The organism is Achromobacter sp. Marseille-Q4954 (genome assembly GCF_943737025.1).
Classification (GTDB): Bacteria; Pseudomonadota; Gammaproteobacteria; order Burkholderiales; family Burkholderiaceae_B; genus Achromobacter; species Achromobacter bronchisepticus_A.
The window spans coordinates 44,211-66,292 of sequence record NZ_CALSFQ010000005.1 but is presented as its reverse complement, the minus strand read 5'-3'; the positions used below and the strand labels follow the sequence as shown (position 1 = coordinate 66,292).

Annotated in this window: 19 protein-coding genes and 3 tRNA genes; 10 read left to right on the top strand and 12 right to left on the bottom strand. The window is 65.6% G+C overall.

Annotated features, from left to right (window positions below; translation table 11 throughout):
- Positions 1-88: 88 nt before the first annotated feature.
- Complete coding sequence (locus NGK62_RS31275; RefSeq protein WP_059372074.1) at positions 89-865, top strand: hypothetical protein; 777 nt, start codon at positions 89-91, stop codon at positions 863-865.
- A gap of 80 nt (positions 866-945) precedes the next feature.
- Here NGK62_RS31275 and NGK62_RS31270 read toward each other — a convergent pair.
- From NGK62_RS31270 to cysS, 9 genes are all read right to left on the bottom strand, one after another.
- A tRNA-Arg gene (locus NGK62_RS31270) sits at positions 946-1,022 on the bottom strand.
- Between the two features lie 137 nt (positions 1,023-1,159).
- Positions 1,160-1,236: transfer RNA gene (locus NGK62_RS31265), tRNA-Arg, on the bottom strand.
- A 100-nt stretch (positions 1,237-1,336) separates the two neighbouring features.
- On the bottom strand, positions 1,337-2,401 hold the full coding sequence (gene mnmH, locus NGK62_RS31260; protein WP_251881977.1) for a tRNA 2-selenouridine(34) synthase MnmH: 1,065 nt from the start codon (positions 2,399-2,401) through the stop codon (positions 1,337-1,339).
- 152 nt (positions 2,402-2,553) lie between these two features.
- Positions 2,554-2,646, bottom strand: a tRNA-Ser gene (locus NGK62_RS31255).
- Positions 2,647-2,732: 86 nt separating this feature from the next.
- Positions 2,733-3,998 carry an aspartate kinase gene (locus tag NGK62_RS31250; RefSeq protein ID WP_059372055.1) on the bottom strand — a complete coding sequence of 422 codons (1,266 nt, stop codon included), beginning with the start codon at positions 3,996-3,998 and terminating at the stop codon, positions 2,733-2,735.
- 141 nt (positions 3,999-4,139) lie between these two features.
- A complete protein-coding gene (gene tilS / locus NGK62_RS31245) occupies positions 4,140-5,114 on the bottom strand; it encodes a tRNA lysidine(34) synthetase TilS (RefSeq protein ID WP_251882089.1) in 975 nt (324 codons plus the stop codon).
- A 151-nt stretch (positions 5,115-5,265) separates the two neighbouring features.
- A complete protein-coding gene (locus NGK62_RS31240; protein WP_059372051.1) occupies positions 5,266-6,231 on the bottom strand; it encodes an acetyl-CoA carboxylase carboxyltransferase subunit alpha in 966 nt (321 codons plus the stop codon).
- A gap of 36 nt (positions 6,232-6,267) precedes the next feature.
- The gene (locus NGK62_RS31235; protein WP_059372813.1) at positions 6,268-6,912 is read right to left on the bottom strand and encodes a DNA-3-methyladenine glycosylase family protein; all 645 of its coding nucleotides are present in this window, start codon (positions 6,910-6,912) and stop codon (positions 6,268-6,270) included.
- Between the two features lie 20 nt (positions 6,913-6,932).
- The gene (cysS, locus tag NGK62_RS31230; protein WP_251881975.1) at positions 6,933-8,387 is read right to left on the bottom strand and encodes a cysteine--tRNA ligase; all 1,455 of its coding nucleotides are present in this window, start codon (positions 8,385-8,387) and stop codon (positions 6,933-6,935) included.
- A gap of 351 nt (positions 8,388-8,738) precedes the next feature.
- Between cysS and NGK62_RS31225 the strand changes: the two genes are divergently transcribed.
- The 3 genes from NGK62_RS31225 (at position 8,739) to NGK62_RS31215 (ending at position 10,832) form a co-directional block, all read left to right on the top strand.
- Positions 8,739-9,422, top strand: a complete 684-nt coding sequence (locus NGK62_RS31225) for a tetratricopeptide repeat protein (RefSeq protein WP_059372045.1) — start codon at positions 8,739-8,741, stop codon at positions 9,420-9,422.
- 134 nt (positions 9,423-9,556) lie between these two features.
- Positions 9,557-10,066, top strand: a complete 510-nt coding sequence (locus NGK62_RS31220) for a peptidylprolyl isomerase (RefSeq protein WP_059372043.1) — start codon at positions 9,557-9,559, stop codon at positions 10,064-10,066.
- Complete coding sequence (locus NGK62_RS31215) at positions 10,059-10,832, top strand: UDP-2,3-diacylglucosamine diphosphatase (RefSeq protein ID WP_059372039.1); 774 nt, start codon at positions 10,059-10,061, stop codon at positions 10,830-10,832. Before NGK62_RS31220 ends, NGK62_RS31215 begins: the two co-directional genes overlap by 8 nt.
- 87 nt (positions 10,833-10,919) lie before the next feature.
- On the opposite strand, the gene NGK62_RS31210 is transcribed toward NGK62_RS31215, so the two are convergent.
- The 3 genes from NGK62_RS31210 to azu all read right to left on the bottom strand — a co-directional run bounded on the left by NGK62_RS31210 (position 10,920) and on the right by azu (position 14,030).
- Positions 10,920-11,783, bottom strand: coding sequence for an undecaprenyl-diphosphate phosphatase (locus NGK62_RS31210; RefSeq protein WP_059372038.1), 864 nt, complete (start codon positions 11,781-11,783; stop codon positions 10,920-10,922).
- An 18-nt stretch (positions 11,784-11,801) separates the two neighbouring features.
- A complete protein-coding gene (locus NGK62_RS31205; RefSeq protein ID WP_059372036.1) occupies positions 11,802-13,385 on the bottom strand; it encodes a TerC family protein in 1,584 nt (527 codons plus the stop codon).
- Between the two features lie 195 nt (positions 13,386-13,580).
- Entirely contained in the window at positions 13,581-14,030 is a 450-nt protein-coding gene (azu, locus tag NGK62_RS31200) for an azurin (RefSeq protein ID WP_059372035.1), read from the bottom strand.
- A 333-nt stretch (positions 14,031-14,363) separates the two neighbouring features.
- On the opposite strand from azu, the gene NGK62_RS31195 reads away from it, so the two are divergent.
- From NGK62_RS31195 to NGK62_RS31170, 6 genes are read left to right on the top strand one after another with little or no spacing between them, the layout of a single operon-like run.
- Positions 14,364-16,574, top strand: a complete 2,211-nt coding sequence (locus NGK62_RS31195) for a NosR/NirI family protein (RefSeq protein ID WP_251881973.1) — start codon at positions 14,364-14,366, stop codon at positions 16,572-16,574.
- 54 nt (positions 16,575-16,628) lie between these two features.
- Positions 16,629-18,545 carry a TAT-dependent nitrous-oxide reductase gene (gene nosZ / locus NGK62_RS31190; protein ID WP_059372033.1) on the top strand — a complete coding sequence of 639 codons (1,917 nt, stop codon included), beginning with the start codon at positions 16,629-16,631 and terminating at the stop codon, positions 18,543-18,545.
- Between the two features lie 29 nt (positions 18,546-18,574).
- Entirely contained in the window at positions 18,575-19,846 is a 1,272-nt protein-coding gene (locus NGK62_RS31185) for a nitrous oxide reductase family maturation protein NosD (protein WP_251881971.1), read from the top strand.
- Positions 19,843-20,745 (top strand): ABC transporter ATP-binding protein, encoded by a 903-nt coding sequence (locus NGK62_RS31180; protein ID WP_251881969.1) that lies wholly within the window; start codon positions 19,843-19,845, stop codon positions 20,743-20,745. Before NGK62_RS31185 ends, NGK62_RS31180 begins: the two co-directional genes overlap by 4 nt.
- Positions 20,742-21,572: an ABC transporter permease gene (locus tag NGK62_RS31175; protein WP_059372027.1), complete on the top strand. Its 831-nt coding sequence runs from the start codon at positions 20,742-20,744 to the stop codon at positions 21,570-21,572. The genes NGK62_RS31180 and NGK62_RS31175 overlap by 4 nt, the downstream gene beginning before the upstream one ends.
- The gene (locus tag NGK62_RS31170; protein WP_251881966.1) at positions 21,569-22,069 is read left to right on the top strand and encodes a nitrous oxide reductase accessory protein NosL; all 501 of its coding nucleotides are present in this window, start codon (positions 21,569-21,571) and stop codon (positions 22,067-22,069) included. Before NGK62_RS31175 ends, NGK62_RS31170 begins: the two co-directional genes overlap by 4 nt.
- Positions 22,070-22,082: the final 13 nt, after the last annotated feature.

The following is a 22,082-nucleotide window of genomic DNA, read 5'->3' as shown; positions in this document are numbered from 1 at the left end:
GCGTCGCACCGGCCCCTGGCCGGCTTTGCGCTCACCGCAGGCGTGATGGATGCGCTTCGTCACGCCTGCAGTTTGGGGAGGGTTTGCAATGAAAAAGAAAATCACGGGCTGCCTGGTCTGCGGACTGCTGCAAGCCGGGACCGCGCTGGGCGCCGAAGCGGAGCCTGCTCCCGCAGCGGGGACCCTGCCTTCGAACGAATGGCAGTTCTCGGTCACGCCCTACTTCTGGGCTGCCGGTCTGTCCGGCAAGACATCCCAATCACGGTCGCCCGTCATCGATATCCACGCGGGCTTCGACAAATTGTTCGACAACCTCGACTTCGGCGCCATGCTCATCGGCGATGCGCGCAAAGGACGCTACAGCGTGTTCGGCGACCTGATCTACACCAAGATCGGCACGCAGGGGGATACGCCGCGCGGCATCCTGGCCTCCAGCGCGGACGTGAAAGCCTCCACGTTCGCGGGACTGCTCGGGGTCGGTTATTCCTTGCTGGAAAACTCACCGCATCAACTCGACGTCGTCGCAGGCTTGCGCGTCTGGTCAGTCGACACCGACATCACGCTCAAGGGCGCGCACCTGGACGGCAGAACGCGCAGCGACGGCGCCACGTGGGTCGACGGCCTGGTGGGCGTGCGCGGAAACTACATGCTGAGTTCGAAGTACTACATCACCGGCTGGGGCCTGATCGGCGCGGGCGGCGCCGAGGCGGATTGGGATGTGGGCCTGGGCCTCGGCTACAACTTCAGCAAGAATGTCTCGGCGGCGATAGGCTATCGCGCACTGGGCGTGGACTACAGCAGCGGCGGCTTCAAGTTCGACGCCGTGCTGCAAGGCCCCATGGCGGGCCTGACGATCCGCTTCTAGATGGCGGCGCAAAACAAAAAGGCCTTCGATCGAAGATCAAAGGCCTTTCCATTTTCTTTGCTGTATTGGCCAAGTGAACTTGGCGCGCCCGGCAGGATTCGAACCTACGACCCCCTGGTTCGTAGCCAGGTACTCTATCCAGCTGAGCTACGGGCGCTCCGGCAAAGAGGCAAAATTATATCAGAAAAATCTTGCCGTTTTTACTACTCTTGCTGCTTTTGCAATTCAGACGGGACATTCAGTCTCGTTGTTCAACTCAACACCGGTTGATTAAAACCAATGCGGAATCAAACTTGGCGCGCCCGGCAGGATTCGAACCTACGACCCCCTGGTTCGTAGCCAGGTACTCTATCCAGCTGAGCTACGGGCGCATTTGCGTTTAAAAGCAAGCCTTGAATAATAGCGTTATTTCGCGAAGCGTGCAAGTGAAGCACTGATTCATGCGATCACAGCATTCACGATGAAGAATGCTCAGGCCGCGCCATCGCTCGCACCCAGCCTCGCCAGCAACGCCCTCGCCTGCTCCACCACGTCGCCGTCATTGGGCCTGAATTCCAAGCGCAGCGCCTGCGGCAGTTGCGTGAAGTGCGCATGGCAGCTGCGCGCGTAGGCCGGATCGTAGTGCCGGTCTATGAGCTCCTGCGCCAGCTCGGCGCGCGCGCCGCTGTCGACCAAGGCCAGCCAGCCGTTCACGCGCTCGCGGCTGTGCAGGCCTATCATGCGCTGCAGCTGCGCCTTGAGCGATTCGGGATCGTCGAACAGATGCGCGTAATCCTGCTGCAGAAAGGCAGCGCGATCCTCGCGACTGGAGCGGACCTCGACACACGGACTGGCGTGCACAGCAGCCAATAACGCGGCGGGCAAGGCGACCGCGCCGATCTTGCGGCTCTCCGCTTCAACAAACACAGGCCGCGACGCGTCGAACGCGCGCAGGCGCTGCGCCAGCCGCGTGTCGAAGCCCTTTTGCGAGGGCTGCGCGACACCAGCCCAGGCGCCCAGCAATGACCCGCGATGCGCGGCCAGTCGCTCCAGGTCCAGCGTCTGCGCGCCGGCCTGCTCCAACGCGTTCAACAAGCGCGTCTTGCCGCTGCCGGTGGGCCCGGCCAGCACGATGTAGCGCAAGCCCGCCGGCAGGCTATCCAGCGCGTCCAGCGTGGCCTGGCGATAGGTCTTGTAGCCGCCGTCCAGCTGCCGCGCGCGCCACCCTATCATGTTGAACATCGTCGTCATGGAGCCGGAGCGCGTGCCGCCGCGCCAGCAATAGATCAACGGCCGCCAACCCTGGCGCCGGTCGGCGAAGGTCGTGTCCAGATGCGCTGCGATGTTGCGCGCCACCAGCGCCGCGCCGACGCGCGAAGCCTCGAAGGGCGAGACCTGCTTGTACAGCGTACCCACCACCACGCGCTCTTCATTGCTCAGCACAGGCGCGTTGATCGCGCCGGGAATGTGGTCATCGGCGAATTCGAGCGGCGTGCGCACGTCGATGACTTCATCGAAGTCGTTCAGCCGGTCAAGGGGAGCAAGCAGGTGCTTCAAGGGATCTGCGCCACAAAGGGAATCGGGAATTTTCTCATGCGACGCAGGCTCGCTCACGAGCGCGCTTGGCGCCCATGAAAAAACCCGCAATCACTTGCGTGATTGCGGGTTTTTTATCTCCGGTGCTGACCGAAGCCAGATCGGAGAGAATCTGGCGGAGATGGTGGGATTCGAACCCACGATGCAGTTTTTAGCCACATACTCCCTTAGCAGGGGAGCCCCTTCAGCCTCTCGGGCACATCTCCGAAGAGAACGAGATTCTAGCACGACTTTTTTCACTCTTGCCCGTTATCGGGCACTTATTGAAAAAAAATCGTGCCGGAGTCTTGAATCAGGCCTTTTCGGCAGGCGCCTGGTCCAGGCCGAAGGCCTTGTGCAGCGCGCGCACGCCCAGTTCCATGTACTTGTCGTCGATGATCACCGAGGTCTTGATCTCGCTGGTGCTGATCATCTGGATGTTGATGCCTTCTTGCGAAAGCGTCTGGAACATCAGGCTGGCCACGCCCACGTGCGAGCGCATGCCGATGCCGACGATGGAGACCTTGGCGACCTTCTCGTCGGTGGACAGTTCACGCGCGCCCACGGCGGGGATGACTTCGCGCTTGAGCAGATCGACGGCGCGGGCGAACTCGTTGCGGTTGACCGTGAACGAGAAGTCGGTCGTGCCAGCCACGGACTGGTTCTGCACGATCATGTCGACGTCGATGTTGGCGGCGGCGACCGGACCCAGGATGGAGAAGGCGATGCCGGGCTTGTCCGGAACGGCCAGCAAGGTGATTTTGGCTTCGTCGCGGCTGAAGGCGATGCCGGAGACAACGGCGGCTTCCATTTTTTCGTCTTCCTCAAAAGTAATCAGCGTGCCCGAGACCATTTCTTCTGCGAGCGGGATAAGCGGGTCGGTCAGCGAGGACAGGACCCGGACCGGCACACGGTATTTGCCGGCGAATTCAACCGAACGGATCTGCAGGACCTTGGAGCCCAGCGATGCCATTTCCAGCATTTCCTCGAAGGAAACGACGGCCATGCGGCGCGCTTCGGGCACCACGCGCGGATCGGTCGTATAGACGCCGTCCACGTCGGTGTAGATCAGGCACTCGTCGGCCTTGATGGCGGCCGCCACGGCCACGGCCGAGGTATCGGAACCGCCGCGGCCCAGCGTGGTGATGTGGCCTTCCGGGTCGACGCCCTGGAAGCCCGTAACGATGACCACGCGGCCGGCGTCCAGATCGCCGCGGATGCGCTCGTCGTCGATCGACGTGATGCGCGCCTTGGTGAACGACGAATCGGTGCGCACGGGCACTTGCCAACCGGCATAGCTGCGCGCCGGCACGCCTTCGGCCTGCAGCGCGATGGCCAGCAGGCCGCTGCTGGCCTGTTCGCCGGTGGCGGCGATCATGTCGAGCTCGCGGCTGTCGGGCTGCGGCGTAATCTCGCGCGCCAAGCCGAGCAGGCGATTGGTCTCGCCCGCCATCGCCGACGGAACAACGACAACCTGGTGGCCGGCAGCGTGCCACTTCGCGACGCGACGCGCCACGTTCTTGATGCGCTCGACCGAGCCCATCGAAGTACCGCCATATTTGTGAACGATCAGGGACATCTCGTACTCTGGCTGGGAACCCGCCGCAAAAGGTTGACGGGCAAAGCCGTATATTCTAGCGCGGCGGTAAAAATTTGCGCAGCTTGCGCAAAATTCTGTCCACGCCGCGATTTTTTGGGGACATCGGCGGCGCTGATCCGCCTATTCCCGGGGTTCGACCCAGACCCTGCCCCGGTGGCAGCGGATGACGTGGCCGGCCTGCTCCACCCGCAACTGGCGGTCATGGCCCAGGCTATGCAGCCCGCGCAGCTGCCGCAGCAGATCGCGCATCCTGGCATCCGTCGGCATGCGGGCGCCATTTCGTTCCAGCCAATGGCGCAGCACGTGCGCCTGGCGCGCCTCGGACAGCCCGCGCCACGCCTGCAGCGAAAAGCTGGCGCCGTCCGCGGAAGGATCGAGCGTGGCGAAGTCGTCGCGCGCCACCTCGTCCAGGATCTCGGCCGCCTCGCCCATGTGCCGCGCATGGCGCGCGACGATGGCGCGCCACCCGGGCCAGCGGGCATCGAGCGCCGGCGCCAGCAATTCGCGCAGGGCGGCGCGGGTGTAGTGGGGATCGGTGTTGGTGGGGTCCTGCACCGGACGCCAGCCGCTGGCTTGCGCCACCGCGTCCGCCGCATGCAGGATCGCCTCGCGGCCGATTTCCAGCCAGGGTCGCAGGTAGACCAGTCCATCGCGCCGGGACAGCGGCGCCATGGCAGCCATGCCAACCAGCCCGGTGCCGCGCAGCAGACGCAGCAGGACCGTTTCCGCCTGGTCGTTGCGATGATGGGCCAACAGGATATGCGTCACGCCCTGCTCTTGCGCCAATTGCGCCAGCGCCGCGTAGCGGGCGTCGCGCGCGGCCGCCTCGATGCCCTTGCCCGCCGCCTGCGCCACCTGCACGCGCGCGACCGACAGAGGCAGCGCGAGCATGTCCGCCAGCGCACGCGCATGCTGCGTCCATGCGTCGGCCGCGTCCTGCAAGCCGTGGTGCACATGGAACAGCGCCAGATCCATGCCCAGCTCGCGCGCCACGGCGGCCGCGTGCACGGCCAGCATGGCCGAATCGGCGCCGCCGCTCAACGCCACGGCGATGCGCGCCGGACGTTCGGGCAAGGCCTGCAAGGCGCGGCGCAAGGCCGCGGCCAGCTCGGCCGACACGGGAAGGGAATGAACTACGCCCGCCACGGCCCGATGCGGAGTATCGGACGCTGGGCGGGCGTTCATGGCGGGATGGCGCGTGGCGCTAGGCCGCGGCGCCGGCAGGCACGCCGGCGCCCTGCCTGCTTCAGGCGCGCACTTCCTGGTAGGCGCCGTAGGACAGCAGGCGCTGGACGCGCTGCTCCACGAGCTGCTCGGGCGTCATGCCCTGGAGCTGGCGCAGGGCGTCGCCCAGCGCGCGGCGCAGCAGGCGGGCCATGACGCGCGGATCGCGATGGGCGCCGCCCACGGGTTCGTTGACCACGCGGTCCACCAGGCCCAGGTCCTTCAGGCGCGGCGCGATGATGGCCAGGGCCTCGGCGGCTTCAGGCGCCTTGTCGGCGCTGCGCCACAGGATCGAGGCGCAGCCTTCCGGGGAAATCACGGCGTAGGTCGCGTATTGCAGCATCAGCACGGCATTGCCCACGGCGATGGCCAGGGCGCCGCCCGAGCCGCCTTCGCCGATGATGGTGCAGATCACGGGGACCTTGAGCTCGGCCATGGCATAGAGGTTGTGGCCGATGGCTTCGGACTGGCCGCGCTCTTCGGCGCCGATGCCGGGATAGGCGCCCGGAGTGTCCACGAACGTGAACACGGGAATGCCGAACTTCTCGGCCAGGCGCATCAGGCGCAGGGCCTTGCGATAGCCTTCCGGACGCGGCATGCCGAAATTGCGGGCGGCGCGTTCCTTGGTGTCGCGTCCCTTCTGGTGGCCGATGACCATGCAGGGCGTGCCGTTGAAGCGCGCCAGGCCACCGATGATGGACTGGTCATCGGCGTACATGCGGTCGCCGTGCAGCTCATGGAAGTCGGTGAACATTTCGCGCACGTAGTCCAGCGTGTAGGGACGCTGGGGATGGCGGGCGACCAGGGCCGTCTGCCAGGGCGTGAGCTTGGCGTAGATTTCCTTGGCCAAGGTCTGGCTCTTCTGCTGCAGACGTCCGATCTCGTCGGAGATGTCTACCGCCGAATCGGCCTGCACGTAGCGCAGCTGCTCGATCTTGTTCTCAAGCTCGGCGAGCGGTTGTTCGAATTCCAGAAATGTATTGCGCATGTAGTGTGGTTCCGTAGATGGGCTGCCTGGCTTGCGTCAGTATTGGACCGGAGTCGGATCCAGACTGCGCCACAGATACCAGGTGGCCACGGTACGCCAGGGTTGCCACGCCAACGAGACTTCGCGAGCCTCGAAGCGAGAGACAGGCTCGCCGCTGAAATAGTGTAGCGAGATTGCCTTGAGCAACCCAGGATCATCCAGCGGCAGAACATCAGGCCGCTGCAGATTGAAAATCAAAAACATCTCCGCCGTCCAGCGGCCTATGCCCCGGATGGCGGTCAATTCGGAAATGACGGCTTCGTCGTCCATTGCCGCCCATTTCTCGGGATGGACCCGGCGCTCGCCGAAATGCACGGCCAGGTCCAGCACGTACTCGGCCTTGCGCTGCGACAGCCCGGCCGCGCGCAAGCCTTCCAGGCCGACGCGCAGCACGGCGACGGGCGTGGGGCGCTTGCCCACGGCCTCGATGAACTGGGTCCAGACGGTGTCGGCCGCCTTGCTGGACACCTGCTGCCCGATGATCGCCCGCGCCAGCGTCACGAATGGCGTGCCGCGCGAAGTCAGCCAGACTTCGGGATGCTGGGGGATGACCTTCTTCAGGATGCGGTCGCGCCGCATCAGATGGGCTACGGCGGCTTCCCAATACTCGGGCTTGGGAATGTCGAGGTCGGCGGTGGACATGGCGGGCGGGTCCTGCGGGTTCAAGCGCGACGCCATTGCGTCACGCCGCCCGGCTTGTCGTCGAGCTCGATGCCGGCTTCGCGCAGCTCCACGCGGATGCGGTCGGCTTCGGCGAAGTTGCGGGCCGCCTTGGCGGCCGCACGCGCGTCGATCAGGGACTGGATCGCCTCGGCGTCCAGCGCGCGGCGCTCGCCCTGCTCCATGGCTGCCGCCGAATAGCGGGTGGGCGATTGGAAATAGGCTGCGGGATCCTGCTGCAGCAGGCCCAACAGGGACGCCAGCGCCTTCAACTGGCCGGCGCTGCGCGCGCTCTTGTTGCGATTGGCGTCGGAGGCCAGCTCGAACAAGGCCGCGACCGCGCCCGAGCTGTTGAAGTCGTCATCCATGGCCGCCTTGAAGGCCTGGGCCTGCGGCTCGCTCCAATCGATGCCCTGGGTGTCGGCAGGCACGTTCTGCAGCGCCTGGTACAGGCGGTCGAGCGCGTTCTGCGCGTCGATCAGATTGTCCGGCGTGTAGTTCTGCGGGCTGCGGTAATGGTTGCGCACAATGAAGAAACGCACCATTTCCGCTTCGCGCGGGTTGACGTCATAGACGGCCTGGTCGGCGGTCGGCTCTTGCCGGGCGATGGTCTGGCGGATGGTGCGGAAATTGCCCAGGGACTTGGACATCTTGTCCGAGTCGACCATGAGCGGGCCGCAATGCATCCAGATGTTGGCCAGCACGCCGCCGAAAGCACCCTCGGTCTGGGCGATCTCGTTTTCATGGTGCGGGAACTTCAGGTCCGGACCACCGCCGTGGATGTCCAGCGGCAGGCCCAGCAGCGACTTGCTCATGGCCGAGCACTCGATGTGCCAGCCCGGACGGCCCAGGCCGTACGGCGATTCCCACTTGGTGTCGGCCGGCTCGTCCGCCTTGGCGGACTTCCACAGCACGAAATCCAGCGGATCGCGCTTGGCCGAACCCACCGCCACGCGCTCGCCGGCGCGCAGGTCGTCCAGCGTCTTGCCGGACAGCTTGCCGTAGCCGGGAAAGCCGCGCACAGCGTAGTTCACATCGCCATCGTCGGCCTGGTAGGCCAGGCCGTTCTGCTCGAGCTTGCCGATGATGTCCAGCATCTCGCCGACGTACTCGGTCGCGCGCGGTTCGCGGTCCGGCGTCTGGACGCCCAGCGCGCGCTCGTCGGCGTGCATGGCGTCGATGTAGAACTCGGTGACTTCGCCGATGCGGCGGCCGGTCTCGACGGCGCGGCGGATGATCTTGTCGTCGATGTCCGTGATATTGCGCACATAATCGACCGCCAGGCCGCTGGCGCGCAGCCAGCGCTGCACGATGTCGAACGACACCAGCATGCGGGCGTGGCCCAGATGGCAGAAGTCATAGACGGTCATGCCACACACGTACATGCGCACCTGACCAGCCTGGGCCGGCTTGAACGGTTCTTTGGTACGCGACAACGTGTTGTAGATTTGCAGCATGGCGCTTATAGGCTTTATCTAAGTTTTCCGTGGCGGTTGCGGAAAGTTGCTGCCGAAGGAAAATACCTTCGGCGCGTGCCGCCGGGTCGGATGTCGATCCCGCCGATTTCGATCCTGCGATTTCGATCCCGCGGTTTCGATCCCGATCTCGGCTTCGGGCCATAATCTCACTGGCGCCGGCCGTTCCGAACCCGCATTTCGAGCCCGCATTCCATCAACGATATCCTGGGGCTTCGTCCCCGATGTCGAGCCAAAACTCAACCGGGGCTAAAATGGCGGTCGTCAAGTATAGCAAGCGGCCCGGTCGCGCGCGTAAGCGTCGGCCTGCCAAGACTTTTAACGGATGCCCAAGTGACTATCAAGCCGCGCTTTCGCGTCGCCCTGCTCGCCCTGGCCCTTGCGGGCGCGCCGGTTGGAGCCTCTCTGGCCCAGTCGATGGCCGGCGGCGGTGGAACCAACCCCAACGCCAACCGCACCACCCTGGATCCCATCCCGCCCGAGGGCGGCTGGGATAGTCTGGCCAAGCTGCTGGAAGCCGCCAAGCCCAGCGTCGACACCCGCCTGACGCCCTCGGCCTCGCAGATCACGACGCACATCGAGCGCCTGCTGAACCACGGCGACAACGCGGAAGCGCTTGCCATGATCGAAAAGCGCCAGGAGCAGATCAAGGACCAGCGCGGCACCGACGTGCAGCTGATGTTCCAGCACGCCCGCGCGCTGGCGGCCCTGAACCGCACCAGCGAAGCCATCGACGTCTACACCGAGATGACCAACCGCTTTCCGGAGCTGCCGGAACCTTGGAACAACCTGGGCGCTCTATATGCAGGGCGCGGCGAACTCGACCGCGCACAGGACGCCCTGTCGATGGCCCTGCGCGCCGACCCCAACTATGCCGCCGCCCGCGCCAATATGGGCGATTTGCAGCTTCTGCAGGCCTTGAACACCTACAAGAAGGCCGCCGCCGACGGCGTGCCCGGCATGCAGGAAAAGGTCCGAGAAGTCGAAACCATGCTGAAGGATAAACACGGCAAATGATGTCCCGCTACTCCCCCCTACACCTGCTGCGCCTGACGGCGTGCTCGTTCGCGCTGGCTGCATTCGCCCCAGCGCTCGTCAGCGCCGCCCCTGCGGCCAATTCCTCCACCTCCACCTCTGAAGGCACAAAAGCCATGAGCACCAACCCCCGCGTCAAGCTTCAAACGAACCAAGGCGACATGGTCATCACCCTGGATGCCGCCAAGGCTCCCAAGACCGTCGAAAACTTCCTGACCTACGTCAAGGAAGGTTTCTACAACGGCACGGTGTTCCATCGCGTGATCGATGGCTTCATGATCCAGGGCGGCGGCTTTGAGCCCGGCATGAAGCAGAAGCAGACCCATGCCCCCATCGAAAACGAGGCCAACAACGGCCTGAAGAACGACAAGTACACCCTGGCCATGGCCCGCACCAGCGATCCGCACTCGGCCACGGCGCAGTTCTTCATCAACGTGTCCAACAATGACTTCCTGAACTTCACCGCGCCCACGCCCAATGGCTGGGGCTATGCCGTGTTCGGCACCGTGACCGAAGGCACGGACGTGGTCGACAAGATCAAGGGCGTGAAGACCGGCAACAAGGGCTTCCACCAGAACGTGCCGAACGACGACGTGATCATCGAGAAGGCCGAAGTTCTTGAATAAGATCACGCTGTCCGGCCCCATCTGGCTGGCGTCCGACCTGCATCTGGGACCGGCCACGCCGGCCACCTCGGAGGCCTTCCTGGCCTTCCTGGAGGCCGCGCGGGAGGAAGCCGGCGCCCTGCTGCTGCCGGGCGACATCTTCGATGCCTGGATCGGCGACGATGTGATCCGCGCCGCGCCGCCGTGGCTGGCCACGGCGCTGACGGCGCTGCGCGACACCGCCAGCCGGATTCCGGTCTGGCTGGGCCGCGGCAACCGTGACTTCCTCATCGGGGAAGAACTGGCCCAGGCCCTGGGCGCCAAGCTGCTGCCCGAACCGGCGCTGCTGGAAACGGACTATGGGCAAATCCTGCTGACCCACGGCGACGAGTTCTGTACGGACGATGCCGCCTACCAGCAGTTCCGCAAGATGGTCCGCGATCCGCGCTGGCAGGCCGAATTCCTGGCCAAGACGATCCCCGAACGCCTGGCGATGGCGCAGCAGGCCCGCGGCGAAAGCCAGGCTGCCAACCAGATGAAGTCCATGGAGATCATGGACGTCAACGCCGCCGCCATTGAATCCGTCTTCCGCGAAACCGGCGTGCGCGTGCTGGTGCATGGCCATACCCATCGCCCCGCCCGCCACGTGCTGGAAGTGGACGGCAAGAAGCGCGAGCGCTGGGTCCTGCCCGACTGGGACTGCGACCATGTCTCGCCCGCCCGCGGCGGCTGGCTGGTCATCGACCAGGACGGCCTGCAGTTCTACGACCTGGAAACGGAAGCGTAGCCCTCGGGCGCGCCGCCACGGAAAACAGCAAGGGCCGCGCAAGCGGCCCTTGTCGTTGCTGCAGCCGGCGCCATGCCGGCCGTGCCATCAGCGCGTGAAGATCCAGGCCGCGACGACGCCGCCGAAGATGATCCGGTACCAGGCGAACACGCGGTAGGTATGGTTGGCGACGAAGCGCAGCACGGCGCGCACCACCACCATCGCGCTCAGGAACGCGGCCACGAAGCCCACGGCAATGCCCGCCAGATCGTGCTGCGTGAGCAGATCCATGTTCTTGTACATGTCGTAGACCGCCGCGCCCAACATCGTGGGCATCGCCAGGAAGAACGAGAACTCGGTGGCCGTCTTGCGCTGGATCCCGGCGATCATGCCGCCGATGATGGTGGCGCCCGAACGCGAGGTGCCCGGAATCATCGCCAGGCATTGCGCCACGCCCACGCCCAGCGCCTGCTTCCAGGAGATCTGCTCCAGCGTGCGGGCCGTGGCGCGCTCATCCGAGGCGGTATCGTCGGCCGCGCCCGGCATGTCGCCCGGCGTATGGTGCGTCTTGCGCTCCACGTACAGCATGATCAGGCCGCCCAGCACCAGGGTCACGACCACCACGGCCGGGTGGTAGAAGACGCTCTTGATGGCCTTGATGAAGATCGCCCCGATGACGGCGGCCGGCAGGAAGGCGATGATCAGGTTGCGGGTGAAGGCCACCTCGCTGGGCACGCCGGTCAGGGTGCCGCGGATCAGCGTCAGGAGGCGGGCGCGGAACACCCACATCACCGCCAGGATGGAACCCAGCTGGATCACCACCTCGAACACCTTGCCCTGGCTGGATTCGAAATTGATCCAGTCGCCCACCAGGATGAGGTGGCCGGTGCTGGACACGGGAATGAATTCCGTCAGGCCCTCGATGATGCCCAGGACGAAAGCTTTGATCAGGTATAGGGTGTTTTCGGTCACGATGGCAGGTCGGTCCAGTTAGTCGTTGGCTAGGGATTCGTCGTCCGCAAGCATTTCCTGCGGCCGCTTTTCGACGCGCACCAGCGCGATGCGGCGGCCGTCCATTTCCAGGACTTCAAAGCGGAAATGCTCGTGGTGGATTTCGTACTCGCAGACGTCGCCCGGCTTGGGCAGGTGCCCGAAGCGCGACAGCAGGTACCCCGCCAGGGTTGAAAAATCCTGGGCGTCATCGACCAGGCCCTCGGTTTCCAGCACTTGCTCGACATGGTGCAGGTCGGCCGCGCCGTCGATTTTCCAGGTGTTCTCGCCGTCGGCGACGATGTCGGGCAGTTCGTCCTCGTCGGGGAACTCGCCGGCGATCGCCTCGAAGACGTCGATCGGCGTCACCAGACCCTCGATGGCGCCGAACTCGTCGGCCACCAGCACCAGCTGGCCGCGCGAACGCTTGAGCGTGTCCATCAGGCGCAGGATGCCGATGGACTCGTGCACGATGATGGGGTCGCGCAGACGGTTGCGGCGCACCCTGCCCTCGGTGATCAGGTCGGCCACCAGGTCCTTGGCGCGGCCGATGCCCAGCACCTCGTCCAGGGAACCCCGGCAAACGGGGAAAAAGCTGTGCGGCGCCTCGGTCAGCTGGCGGCGGATGGTTTCCGGGTCGTCGTCGATATTGATCCACGACACATCCGTGCGCGGCGTCATGATCGAACGGATCGACCGCTCGGCCAGCGTCAGCACGCCGCTGACCATATTGCGCTCCTCGACCCCGAAAGCCGGGATGGCCGGACCGTTCGCGCTGGGCAGGTCGGGTTCGTCGGCGGGCGGGCGCTTGCCCAACATGCGCAGCACGGCGGAAGCGGTACGCTCGCGCATCGGCCGGCGCGCATCCAGCTTGAGCAGGTTGCGGCGCGCCACCTGGTTGAGCGCCTCGATGGCGACCGAGAAGCCGATGGCCGCGTACAGGTAGCCCTTGGGCACCTTGAAGCCGAAGGCTTCGGCCAGCAGCGAAAAGCCGATCATGAGCAGAAAGCCCAGGCACAGCACCACCACCGTGGGGTGGGCGTTGACGAAGCGCGTCAGCGGCTTGGACGCCAGCAGCATGATGCCGATGGCGATGACCACGGCGATCATCATGATGGCCAGATGGTCCACCATGCCGACGGCGGTGATGACCGAGTCCAGCGAGAACACCGCGTCCAGCACCACGATCTGCGTGACGATCACCCAGAAGCTGGCGTACACGCGCGGCCCCGATGAGCCGCCGTGCTGGGAGCCCTCCAGGCGCTCGTGCAGTTCCATGGTGCCTTTGAACAGCAGGAACAGGCCGCCGATCATCAGGATCAGGTCGCGGCCCGAGAACGACAGCGGGCCGATGGAAAACAGAGGGGCGGTCAGCGTGACCAGCCATGACATGACCGACAAAAGGCCAAGACGCATGATGAGCGCCAGGCTCAGGCCCATGATGCGCGCGCGGTCGCGTTGCGCAGGGGGCAGCTTGTCCGCCAGGATGGCGATGAAAATCAGGTTATCGATCCCCAGGACGATCTCAAGGATGACCAGGGTAAGCAAGCCGACCCACGCAGTAGGGTCCAGCAGCCACTCCATCAGGAGCTCCAGAAGTTACACGACCGGTAATCGTACATGGAAAATCCGTGACACGCCGGTGACGAACCCCGTCCTTATGCCTGAGACGCAGGCGGTTTAGGCCGGTAGAACCAGGACATCCGAGGTCTGGCGCCGCAGTCGGAACGGACGAAAAAAAACCGGCTCCCAGCCGGTTTTCACATCCGGGACAGCCGATCAGTCGCTGAGCTTGAGCGTGCCCTTCATCATGGCCCAGTGACCCGGGAAAGAGCAGAAGTAGGCATAAGCCTCGCCCGGGGTGAGCTTGGAGACGTCAAACGTAACCGAATCCGACTCGCCGCCGCCGATGACCTTGGTGTGGGCGATGACGCGGGTGTCGCCCGCCTTGACGTAGTCCTGCGGCAGGCCGGCGTTCATGCCGTCAGTGGCCACGGCCGTCTTGTCGGCCTCCTTGGTCAGCACCCAGTTGTGGCCCATGGCGACCTTGGGCATTTTGCCGACGTGCTTGAGGTGAACGGTGAATTGCTTGCAGCTTTTGTCGACGACCATTTCCTTCAGGTTGTACTGCATGGCGTCGTTGCTTTCTATGGTTGCTTCGCACTGAGCGGCCAACGCGGGCAGGCTGGCTGCGGACAGAGCGATGGCGAGGGTGGCTTTTGCCAGCATGGAGATTCTCCGTAAACGTTGGCGGCTCTTCCGACACGCGTGAGGCACATGCCTCGCGTCGCTGCCGCCACGCACAAGTCTATGGCGCAGCGCAAAGCGCGCTATTGACCGGCATCAATAGCGCCTCGTTCAACCCCTCCAAAACGGGGATATCCCCTACGCCGCATGCGGGTATTGCCCGCCAGCGGTCCGCGCGCGAACGCCGATTGACAAACCGCAATACGACCGATGCCGAGCATTCTTAGGATGCCTGCAAACAAACACAATCAGCAGAGTACGAAAATGCGAGGCAGTAAAGCGGCGGGGCGCGGGTTCAGTCGGTACCAGTGGTTCGTGCATGCAGTCTTTCTAGTCTTGCTGCTGTGCGCGCAGGTCTTCAGCGCCGCCCAGGCCCAGCGCCTGCCGGACTTCCTGGGCGGCATCCCCATCGGACAGATCTTCCCCGGCGCCGACCGCGCCGATCCTCCCGCCGGCAAGCCCATGGTTGCCAAGGTCTATGCGGGCACGCGCCAACTGGGCGTGGTCTATCTGACTTCCGACGTCGTCAACACCCGCGGCTACTCCAGCAAGCCCATCGACGTGCTGGTCGGCCTGGCGAACGATGGACGCATCGTCGGCGCCCGGCTGGTGGAACACCACGAGCCCATCGTGCTCATCGGCATTCCGCAATCCAAGGTCGACCATTTCATCAGCGGCTATGTGGGGCTGAACTTCGTCGACTCCCCTCCCCGCCATGGCGCCCCGCCGCCGGTGGACATCATCAGCGGCGCGACCGTCACCCTGATGGTGATCGGCGACAGCATCACGCGCTCGGCCATCGCCGTGGCCCGCGCCCACGGCATCGACAAGACCGCCGCAGCGGCGCCGCAGGCCGCGCCCGTTGCCGCCCGCGTCGTGGACGATGCGCGCGATGCCGTCCAGTCCTGGCAGGATCTGCTGGATGCAGGCGCGGTGCGCAACCTGCGGCTGAGCCCGGAGGACGTGAACCAGGCATTCCGCGCATCGGGAAGGAACGACGCCGCGGCCAATACGGAAGGCAGCGCCGACGCAGACGGCTTCATCGACCTGTACGCCGCGCTGGTCAGCGTGCCTGCCATCGGCCGCAGCCTGCTGGGCGACACGGAATGGCAGCGCCTGAAGGAAAGGCTCAAGCCCGGCCAGCAGGCCGTGCTGGTGGCCGGCAACGGCGCCTACTCGTTCAAGGGTTCGGGCTACGTGCGCGGCGGCATCTTCGACCGCATCGAGATCATCCAGGACGAAAGCAGCTTCCGCTTCCGCGACCGCAACCACCAGCGCCTGGCCGACGTGGCCGCGCAGGGCGCGCCCGCGTTCCGCGAGGTAGCCCTGTTCGTCGTGCCCGAGGACGCCACGCTGGATCCGGTCGCGCCCTGGCGCCTGCAGCTGATGGTACAGCGCGTGCTCAGCGTCAGCGACAAGGCCTTCGTGACCTTCGATCTGAGCTATGAACTGCCGGCGGCCTATACCCGGCCGGTGCCAAGCGCGCAGGCATCCGCCGCGCCCTCGCCGGCTGCCGCTCAAGCCGCCCCGGCCCAGGCCGCTCAGGAAGAAGACGCCGCGCCCGCGCTATGGAAACAGATCTGGCGCGGCAAGGCCGGCCAGGTCGCCGTGCTGACGGTGGCGCTGCTGGTGCTGGTCGGCGTCTTCTTCTTCCAGGACCAGCTTGCCAGCCGTCCGCTGCTGCATGACCGCCTGCGGTTGGCGTTCCTGGCGTTCGCGCTGTTCTGGATCGGCTGGTACGGCCAGGCCCAGCTTTCCGTGGTCAACGTGCTGACCTTCTTTTCGGCAATGCGCAGCGACTTCCGCTGGGAGTACTTCCTGATGGACCCGCTGGTGTTCATCCTGTGGTGCGCCACGGCCATCTCCATGGTGTTCTGGAACCGGGGCGCCTTCTGCGGCTGGCTATGCCCCTTCGGCGCGCTGCAGGAACTCAGCAACCGCATCGCCCGCCGCCTGGGTGTGCGCCAGCTCAAGATCAGCCATGGCGTGAACCAGCGCCTGTCGACCCTGAAGTACGTGATCTTCCTGCTGCTATTCGGATTTTCGCTGTACGACCTGGCGCTGGCCGAGCAGCTGTCCGAGGTCGAACCCTTCAAGACCGCGATCATCCTGCGCTTCATGCGCTACTGGCCCTTCGTCGCGTTCGCCGTGGCGCTGCTGGCGGCCGGCCTGTTCGTGGAGCGCTTCTTCTGCCGCTATCTCTGTCCGCTGGGGGCCGCGCTGGCGATCCCTGCGCGGTTGCGCATCTTCAACTGGCTGCGCCGCTACCGCGACTGCGGCAATCCCTGTCAACGCTGCAACCTTGAATGTCCGGTGCAGGCGATCGACCCCACCGGCGAGATCAATCCGAACGAGTGCATCCAGTGCCTGCACTGCCAGATGCTCTACCACCACGAGCAGAAATGTCCGCACCTGATCCAGAAGAAGGCCAAGCGGGAGCGCCGCCGCACGCCCGCGGCCGAACCCGCCGAGCAGGTCATTGTCATGCACCGCGCGCCGAATCCGAATAGCGAACCTGGCGCCTGATCCCGCTTTCCGCACCGCGGCGCCCGGGGCGCCGTTCCTACCAAGGAGTTATCCATGTCAGACAAGAATCCCGACAAGGCCGGCCTCACCCGCCGCAGCTTCCTCGGCACCGCAGCCATCACGGGCGCCGCCGGCCTGGTGGCGGGCGCACAGATCACCACCGCCCACGGCAAGGATGCGAAGGGCGGCGCCAATGGCGTGCTGGGCCACGTCGCGCCCGGGGAGCTGGACGAATACTATGCCTTCAACTCCAGCGGCCAGTCGGGCGAGGTGCGCGTGCTGGGGCTGCCCTCCATGCGCGAACTGGTGCGCATCCCCGTCTTCAACCATTGCAGCGCCACCGGCTGGGGCCGCACCAACGAAAGCCGCAAGATCCTGACCGAGGGCCTCACGCCCGAAACCCGCGAGTACCTGAAGGACAAGGGCGGCGTCTTCATCAACGGCGACGCGCATCACCCCCATCTGTCCTTCACCGACCGCACCTACGATGGCCGCTACCTGTACATCAACGACAAGGCCAACAACCGCGTCGCCCGCATCCGCCTGGATGTGATGAAGACCGACAAGATCACCGAACTGCCCAACGTCTCCGGCGTGCACGGCCTGCGGCCGCAGCGCTACCCGCGCACGGGCTACGTCTTCGCCAATGGCGAGCACATCATCCCGCTGCCCAACGACGGCAAGGTGACGGACGATCCCAAGAAGAACTTCTTCGCCATCTACACCGCCCTGGACGGCGACACCATGAAGGTCGCCTGGCAGGTGCTGGTCGACGGCAACCTGGACAACGGTGACGCCGACTACCAGGGCAAGTACTCGTTCTCCACCTGCTACAACTCGGAGAAAGGCGTCACCGTGGAGGAAGCCTCGGCCAACGAGCAGGACTGGGTCGTGGTGTTCAACATCAAGCGCATCGAGGAAGCCGTCAAGAATGGCGACTTCAAGATGATGGGCGGCGTGCCGGTGGTCGACGGACGCCATGGCTCCAAGTACACCCGCTACATCCCGGTGCCGAACTCGCCGCACGGCTGCAACGCCGCGCCCGACGGCATCCACCTGGTGCTCAACGGCAAACTGTCGCCCACCGTCACGGTGCTGGACGTGCGCACGCTGGACGATCTGTTCGACGACAAGATCAAGCCGCGCGACTGCGTGGTGGCCGAACCCCAGCTGGGCCTGGGACCGCTGCACACGGCGTTCGACGGCCGTGGCAACGCCTACACCACGCTGTTCATCGACAGCCAGATGGTCAAGTGGAACATCGATAAGGCCAAGCGCGCCTACAAGGGCGAAAAGGTCGATCCCATCATCCAGAAGCTGGACGTGCACTACCAGCCCGGCCACAACCACTCGACCATGGGCGAGACCCGCGAAGCCGACGGCAAATGGCTGGTGTCGCTGAACAAGTTCTCGAAGGATCGTTTCCTGAACGTCGGCCCGCTCAAGCCCGAGAACGACCAGTTGATCGACATCTCCGGCGACGAGATGAAGCTGGTGCATGACGGCCCCAGCTTCGCCGAGCCGCACGACATGTGCCTGGTGCACCGCTCCAAGGTCCATCCCGTGAGCGTCTGGAAGCGCGACGACCCGATGTGGGAAGACGCCCGCCAGATGGCCAAGAAGGACGGCGTTTCGCTGGACGACGCGGCCAAGGTCGTGCGCGACGGCAACAAGGTGCGCGTGTACATGATGGCGGTCGCGCCCATGTTCAGCCTCAAGAAGTTCGAGGTCAACCAGGGCGACGAGGTCACGGTGGTTGTCACGAACATGGAAGTGATCGAAGACCTGACGCACGGCTTCACGCTCGAAGGCCACGGCATCGCCATGGAGATCGGGCCGCAGGCCACCTCCTCGGTCACCTTCACGGCGGACCGGCCGGGTGTGTACTGGTACTACTGCCAGTGGTTCTGCCACGCGCTGCACATGGAGATGTCCGGCCAGATGGTCGTCCATCCCAAGAAGACCGCGTAGCGCATATGAAGCTCGCCGCAATCCTTGGGATGAGCGCAAGCAGGGCCGTCGGCGCCGCGCTGCTGGCGGCCGCCGGGCTGGCGCTGCCGGGCGCGGCGCCCGCGGCGACCCTGGAGATCGCCGCGGGCGCCGACCTGGCGGCGGCGATCGCTTCCGCCGCGGCCGGCGACCTGCTGCGGCTGGCGCCCGGCTCCTACGCCGGCGGCATCGTCATCGACAAGCCGTTGACGCTGGAGGGTCCGCCCGACCGCTCTGCCATCATCGCCGGCACGCGCCAGGGGCGCACCGTCTGGGTCACGGCCGCGGACGTGTCGCTGCGCAACCTGACAGTCACGCGTTCCGGCCTGAGCCTGTCCGACATGGACGCCGGCATCTTCCTGGACCGCGAGGCGCACCGCGCACTGGTGGAGCGCAACGACGTCCTGGACAACCTCGTGGGCGTGCACGTCTGGGGGCCGGCCGACGCCACCGTCCGCGGCAACCGCATCGTGGGCAACAAGGAGCTGCGCGTGGCCGAGAGAGGCAACGGCGTGACGCTTTGGAACACCCCCGGCACACGCGTGCTGGACAACGACATATCCGCCGGCCGCGACGGCATCTTCGTCAACACCAGCAAGCTCAACACGTTCAGCGGCAACCGCTTCCACGACCTGCGCTATGCGGTGCACTACATGTACACCAACGACAGCGAGATCAGCGGCAACGTTTCGACCGGCACCGACATCGCCTACGCCATCATGTATTCGCACCGGCTGGTGGTGCGCGACAACGTCGCGCTGGACAGCCACGAACAGGGCCTGATGCTGAACTACGCCAACCATTCCACCATCGCCAACAACACGGTGGACCGCGCCGGGAAATGCGTGTTCATCTACAACGCCAACCGCAATACCTTCCTGGACAACCGTTTCTCCAACTGCGACATCGGCGTGCATTTCACCGCCGGGTCCGAAGGCAACCGGATCTCGGGCAACGCCTTCATCAACAACCGCAACCAGGTGAAGTACGTGGGCACCCGGACGCTGGACTGGTCGGTGGACGGACGCGGCAATTACTGGAGCGACAACACCGCCTTCGACCTGGACGGCGACGGCATCGCCGACACCGCCTACCGGCCCAACGACGTGGTCGACCAGCTGCTGTGGCGCGCGCCGGCGGCCCGCATCCTGCTCAACAGCCCGTCGATTTCCATCGTGCGCTGGGCGCAATCGCAGTTTCCCGCCATCCTGCCCGGCGGCGTGATCGACAGCGCCCCGTTGATGCAGCCCCCGGCCACCGCAAGCACCAAGGAATCCCCATGAGCACCGACCTGGTGGCGCTTACCGGCGTCAGCAAGCACTATGGCTCGCAGCGGGCCATCGACGGCCTGGACCTGCAGCTGCGCGAAGGCGAATGCGTCGCGCTTGCCGGACACAATGGCGCCGGCAAGAGCACGATGATCAAGCTCATTCTGGGCCTGATACGCCCCACCCGCGGCCGCGTCGCGATCTTCGGCCAGGACGCCCACAGCCCCGCCGCGGCGCGCCTGCGCGGCCGGATCGGCTACCTGCCCGAGACCGTGGCGCTGCATCCGTCGATGACCGGCGAGGAAACCCTGGCGTTCTACGCCAGGCTCAAGCGCCAGCCGCTGTCGGGCAACGCCGCGCTGCTGGAGAAGGTCGGCATCGCCGGCGCCGCGCACCGCCGCGTGGGCGGCTATTCCAAGGGCATGCGGCAGCGCCTGGCGCTGGCCCAGGCGCTGCTGGGCCAACCCCGCGTGCTGCTGTTCGACGAGCCCACCACGGGCCTGGACCCCGCCTCGCGCCTGATGTTCTACGACATCGTCCACGAACTGCGCGCGGCCGGCGCCACGATACTGCTGAGCACGCACGCCCTGTCCGAGCTGGCCGGACATGCCGACCGCATCGTCGTGATGAAGGCCGGAAAAAAGATCGCCGACGGCGCCATGTCGGCGCTGCGGCGTTCCACCGGGCTGCCCATCCGCATCCGCCTGACCTTTGCCGATGCCAGCGCGCCGCCTCCCGGCGGCGATTGGCGCCGCCTTGATGCCGGACGCTTTGAACTCGCCTGCCCCGAGAGCGGCAAGGTCGAAGCGATCCGCGGCATCGGCGCGCTGTCGCCGGCCATCGCCGACCTCGACATCCAGGTCCCGGGCCTGGACGACATCTATGCACATCTGCTTGAACGGGAAGACGTATGAACGCGGTATGCACCATCATCGGCAAGGAAATCCGCGACGGCCTGCGCAATCGCTGGGTACTGGCGACCGCCCTGCTGCTGGCCGCGCTGGCGCTGGCGCTGGGTCTTTTGGGCAGCTCGCCCACGGGCACGGTCAAGGCCGAACCGCTGACCGTCACGGTAGTCAGCCTGTCCAGCCTGTCCATCTTCCTGGTGCCGCTCATCGCCATGCTGCTGGCCTATGACGCCGTGGTCGGCGAAGTCGACCGTGGCACGATGGCGCTGCTGCTGAGCTATCCGGTGTCGCGCGGGCAGGTGCTGATCGGCAAATTCATCGGCCACCTGGCCATCCTGGCGCTGGCCACGGGCGCGGGCTACGGTTCGGCAGGCCTGGCACTGCAATGGGCCTACGGCGGCCTGGACGCCAGCGCATGGCAGCCGTTCGCCCTATTGATCGGCGCCAGCGTGCTGCTGGGCGCGAGCTTTCTCGCCATGGGCTATCTGATCAGCTCCCTGGTGCGCGAGCGCGCCACCGCGGCCGGCATTGCCGTCGGCGTCTGGCTGTTCTTCGTGGTGATCTACGACATGGCGCTGCTGGGCGTGCTGGCGGCCGACCAGGGCCGCCACGTCAGCCCCGGCCTGCTCAACGCGCTGCTGCTGCTCAACCCGTCCGACGTATACCGCCTGCTCAACCTGACGGGCTTCGAGAATATTTCGCTGTATGCCGGCATGGCGGGCGTGAGCGACCAGGCCAGCCTGCCTCTCGCCGCGCTGGTCGCCGCGCTGTTGCTGTGGATCGCCGTGCCGTTCCTGCTGGCAACCGCGGCTTTCAGGAACAAACCGCTATGAAACGCCTGCGACTCCTCCTGGCTGTCTCCACCTTGCTGCTGACCGCGGCCTGCGGCAGCGGCGCCGCGCCAGAAACCGCGCCCCCGCCGCAGGCCGTGACGACGGAGTCCGTCGGCCATTACTGCGGCATGGCGCTCAACGAGCACAACGGCCCCAAGGGGCAGATATTCGTCAAGGGACAGGCCGCGCCGGTCTGGTTCTCTTCGATCAAGCAGGTCTTCGCCTACACCCTGCTGCCCGAAGAACCCAAGGGCATCAGCGCCATCTACGTCAACGACATGTCCACCGCGGGCGCGGGCGGCGCGCCGGACCCGTCCGCCTGGATCGACGCGCGGCAGGCTTACTACGTCATCGAAGGCCGCTATATCGGCGGCATGGGCGCCGAAGACGCCATCCCCTTCTCCCGGCGCGACCATGCCCAGGCTTTCGCCGATACCCACGGCGGCCGCGTCGTCACCTTTGCCGACGTGCCGGAAAGCTATGTCTTCGCCCAATAGTCCGCGCCTCTAC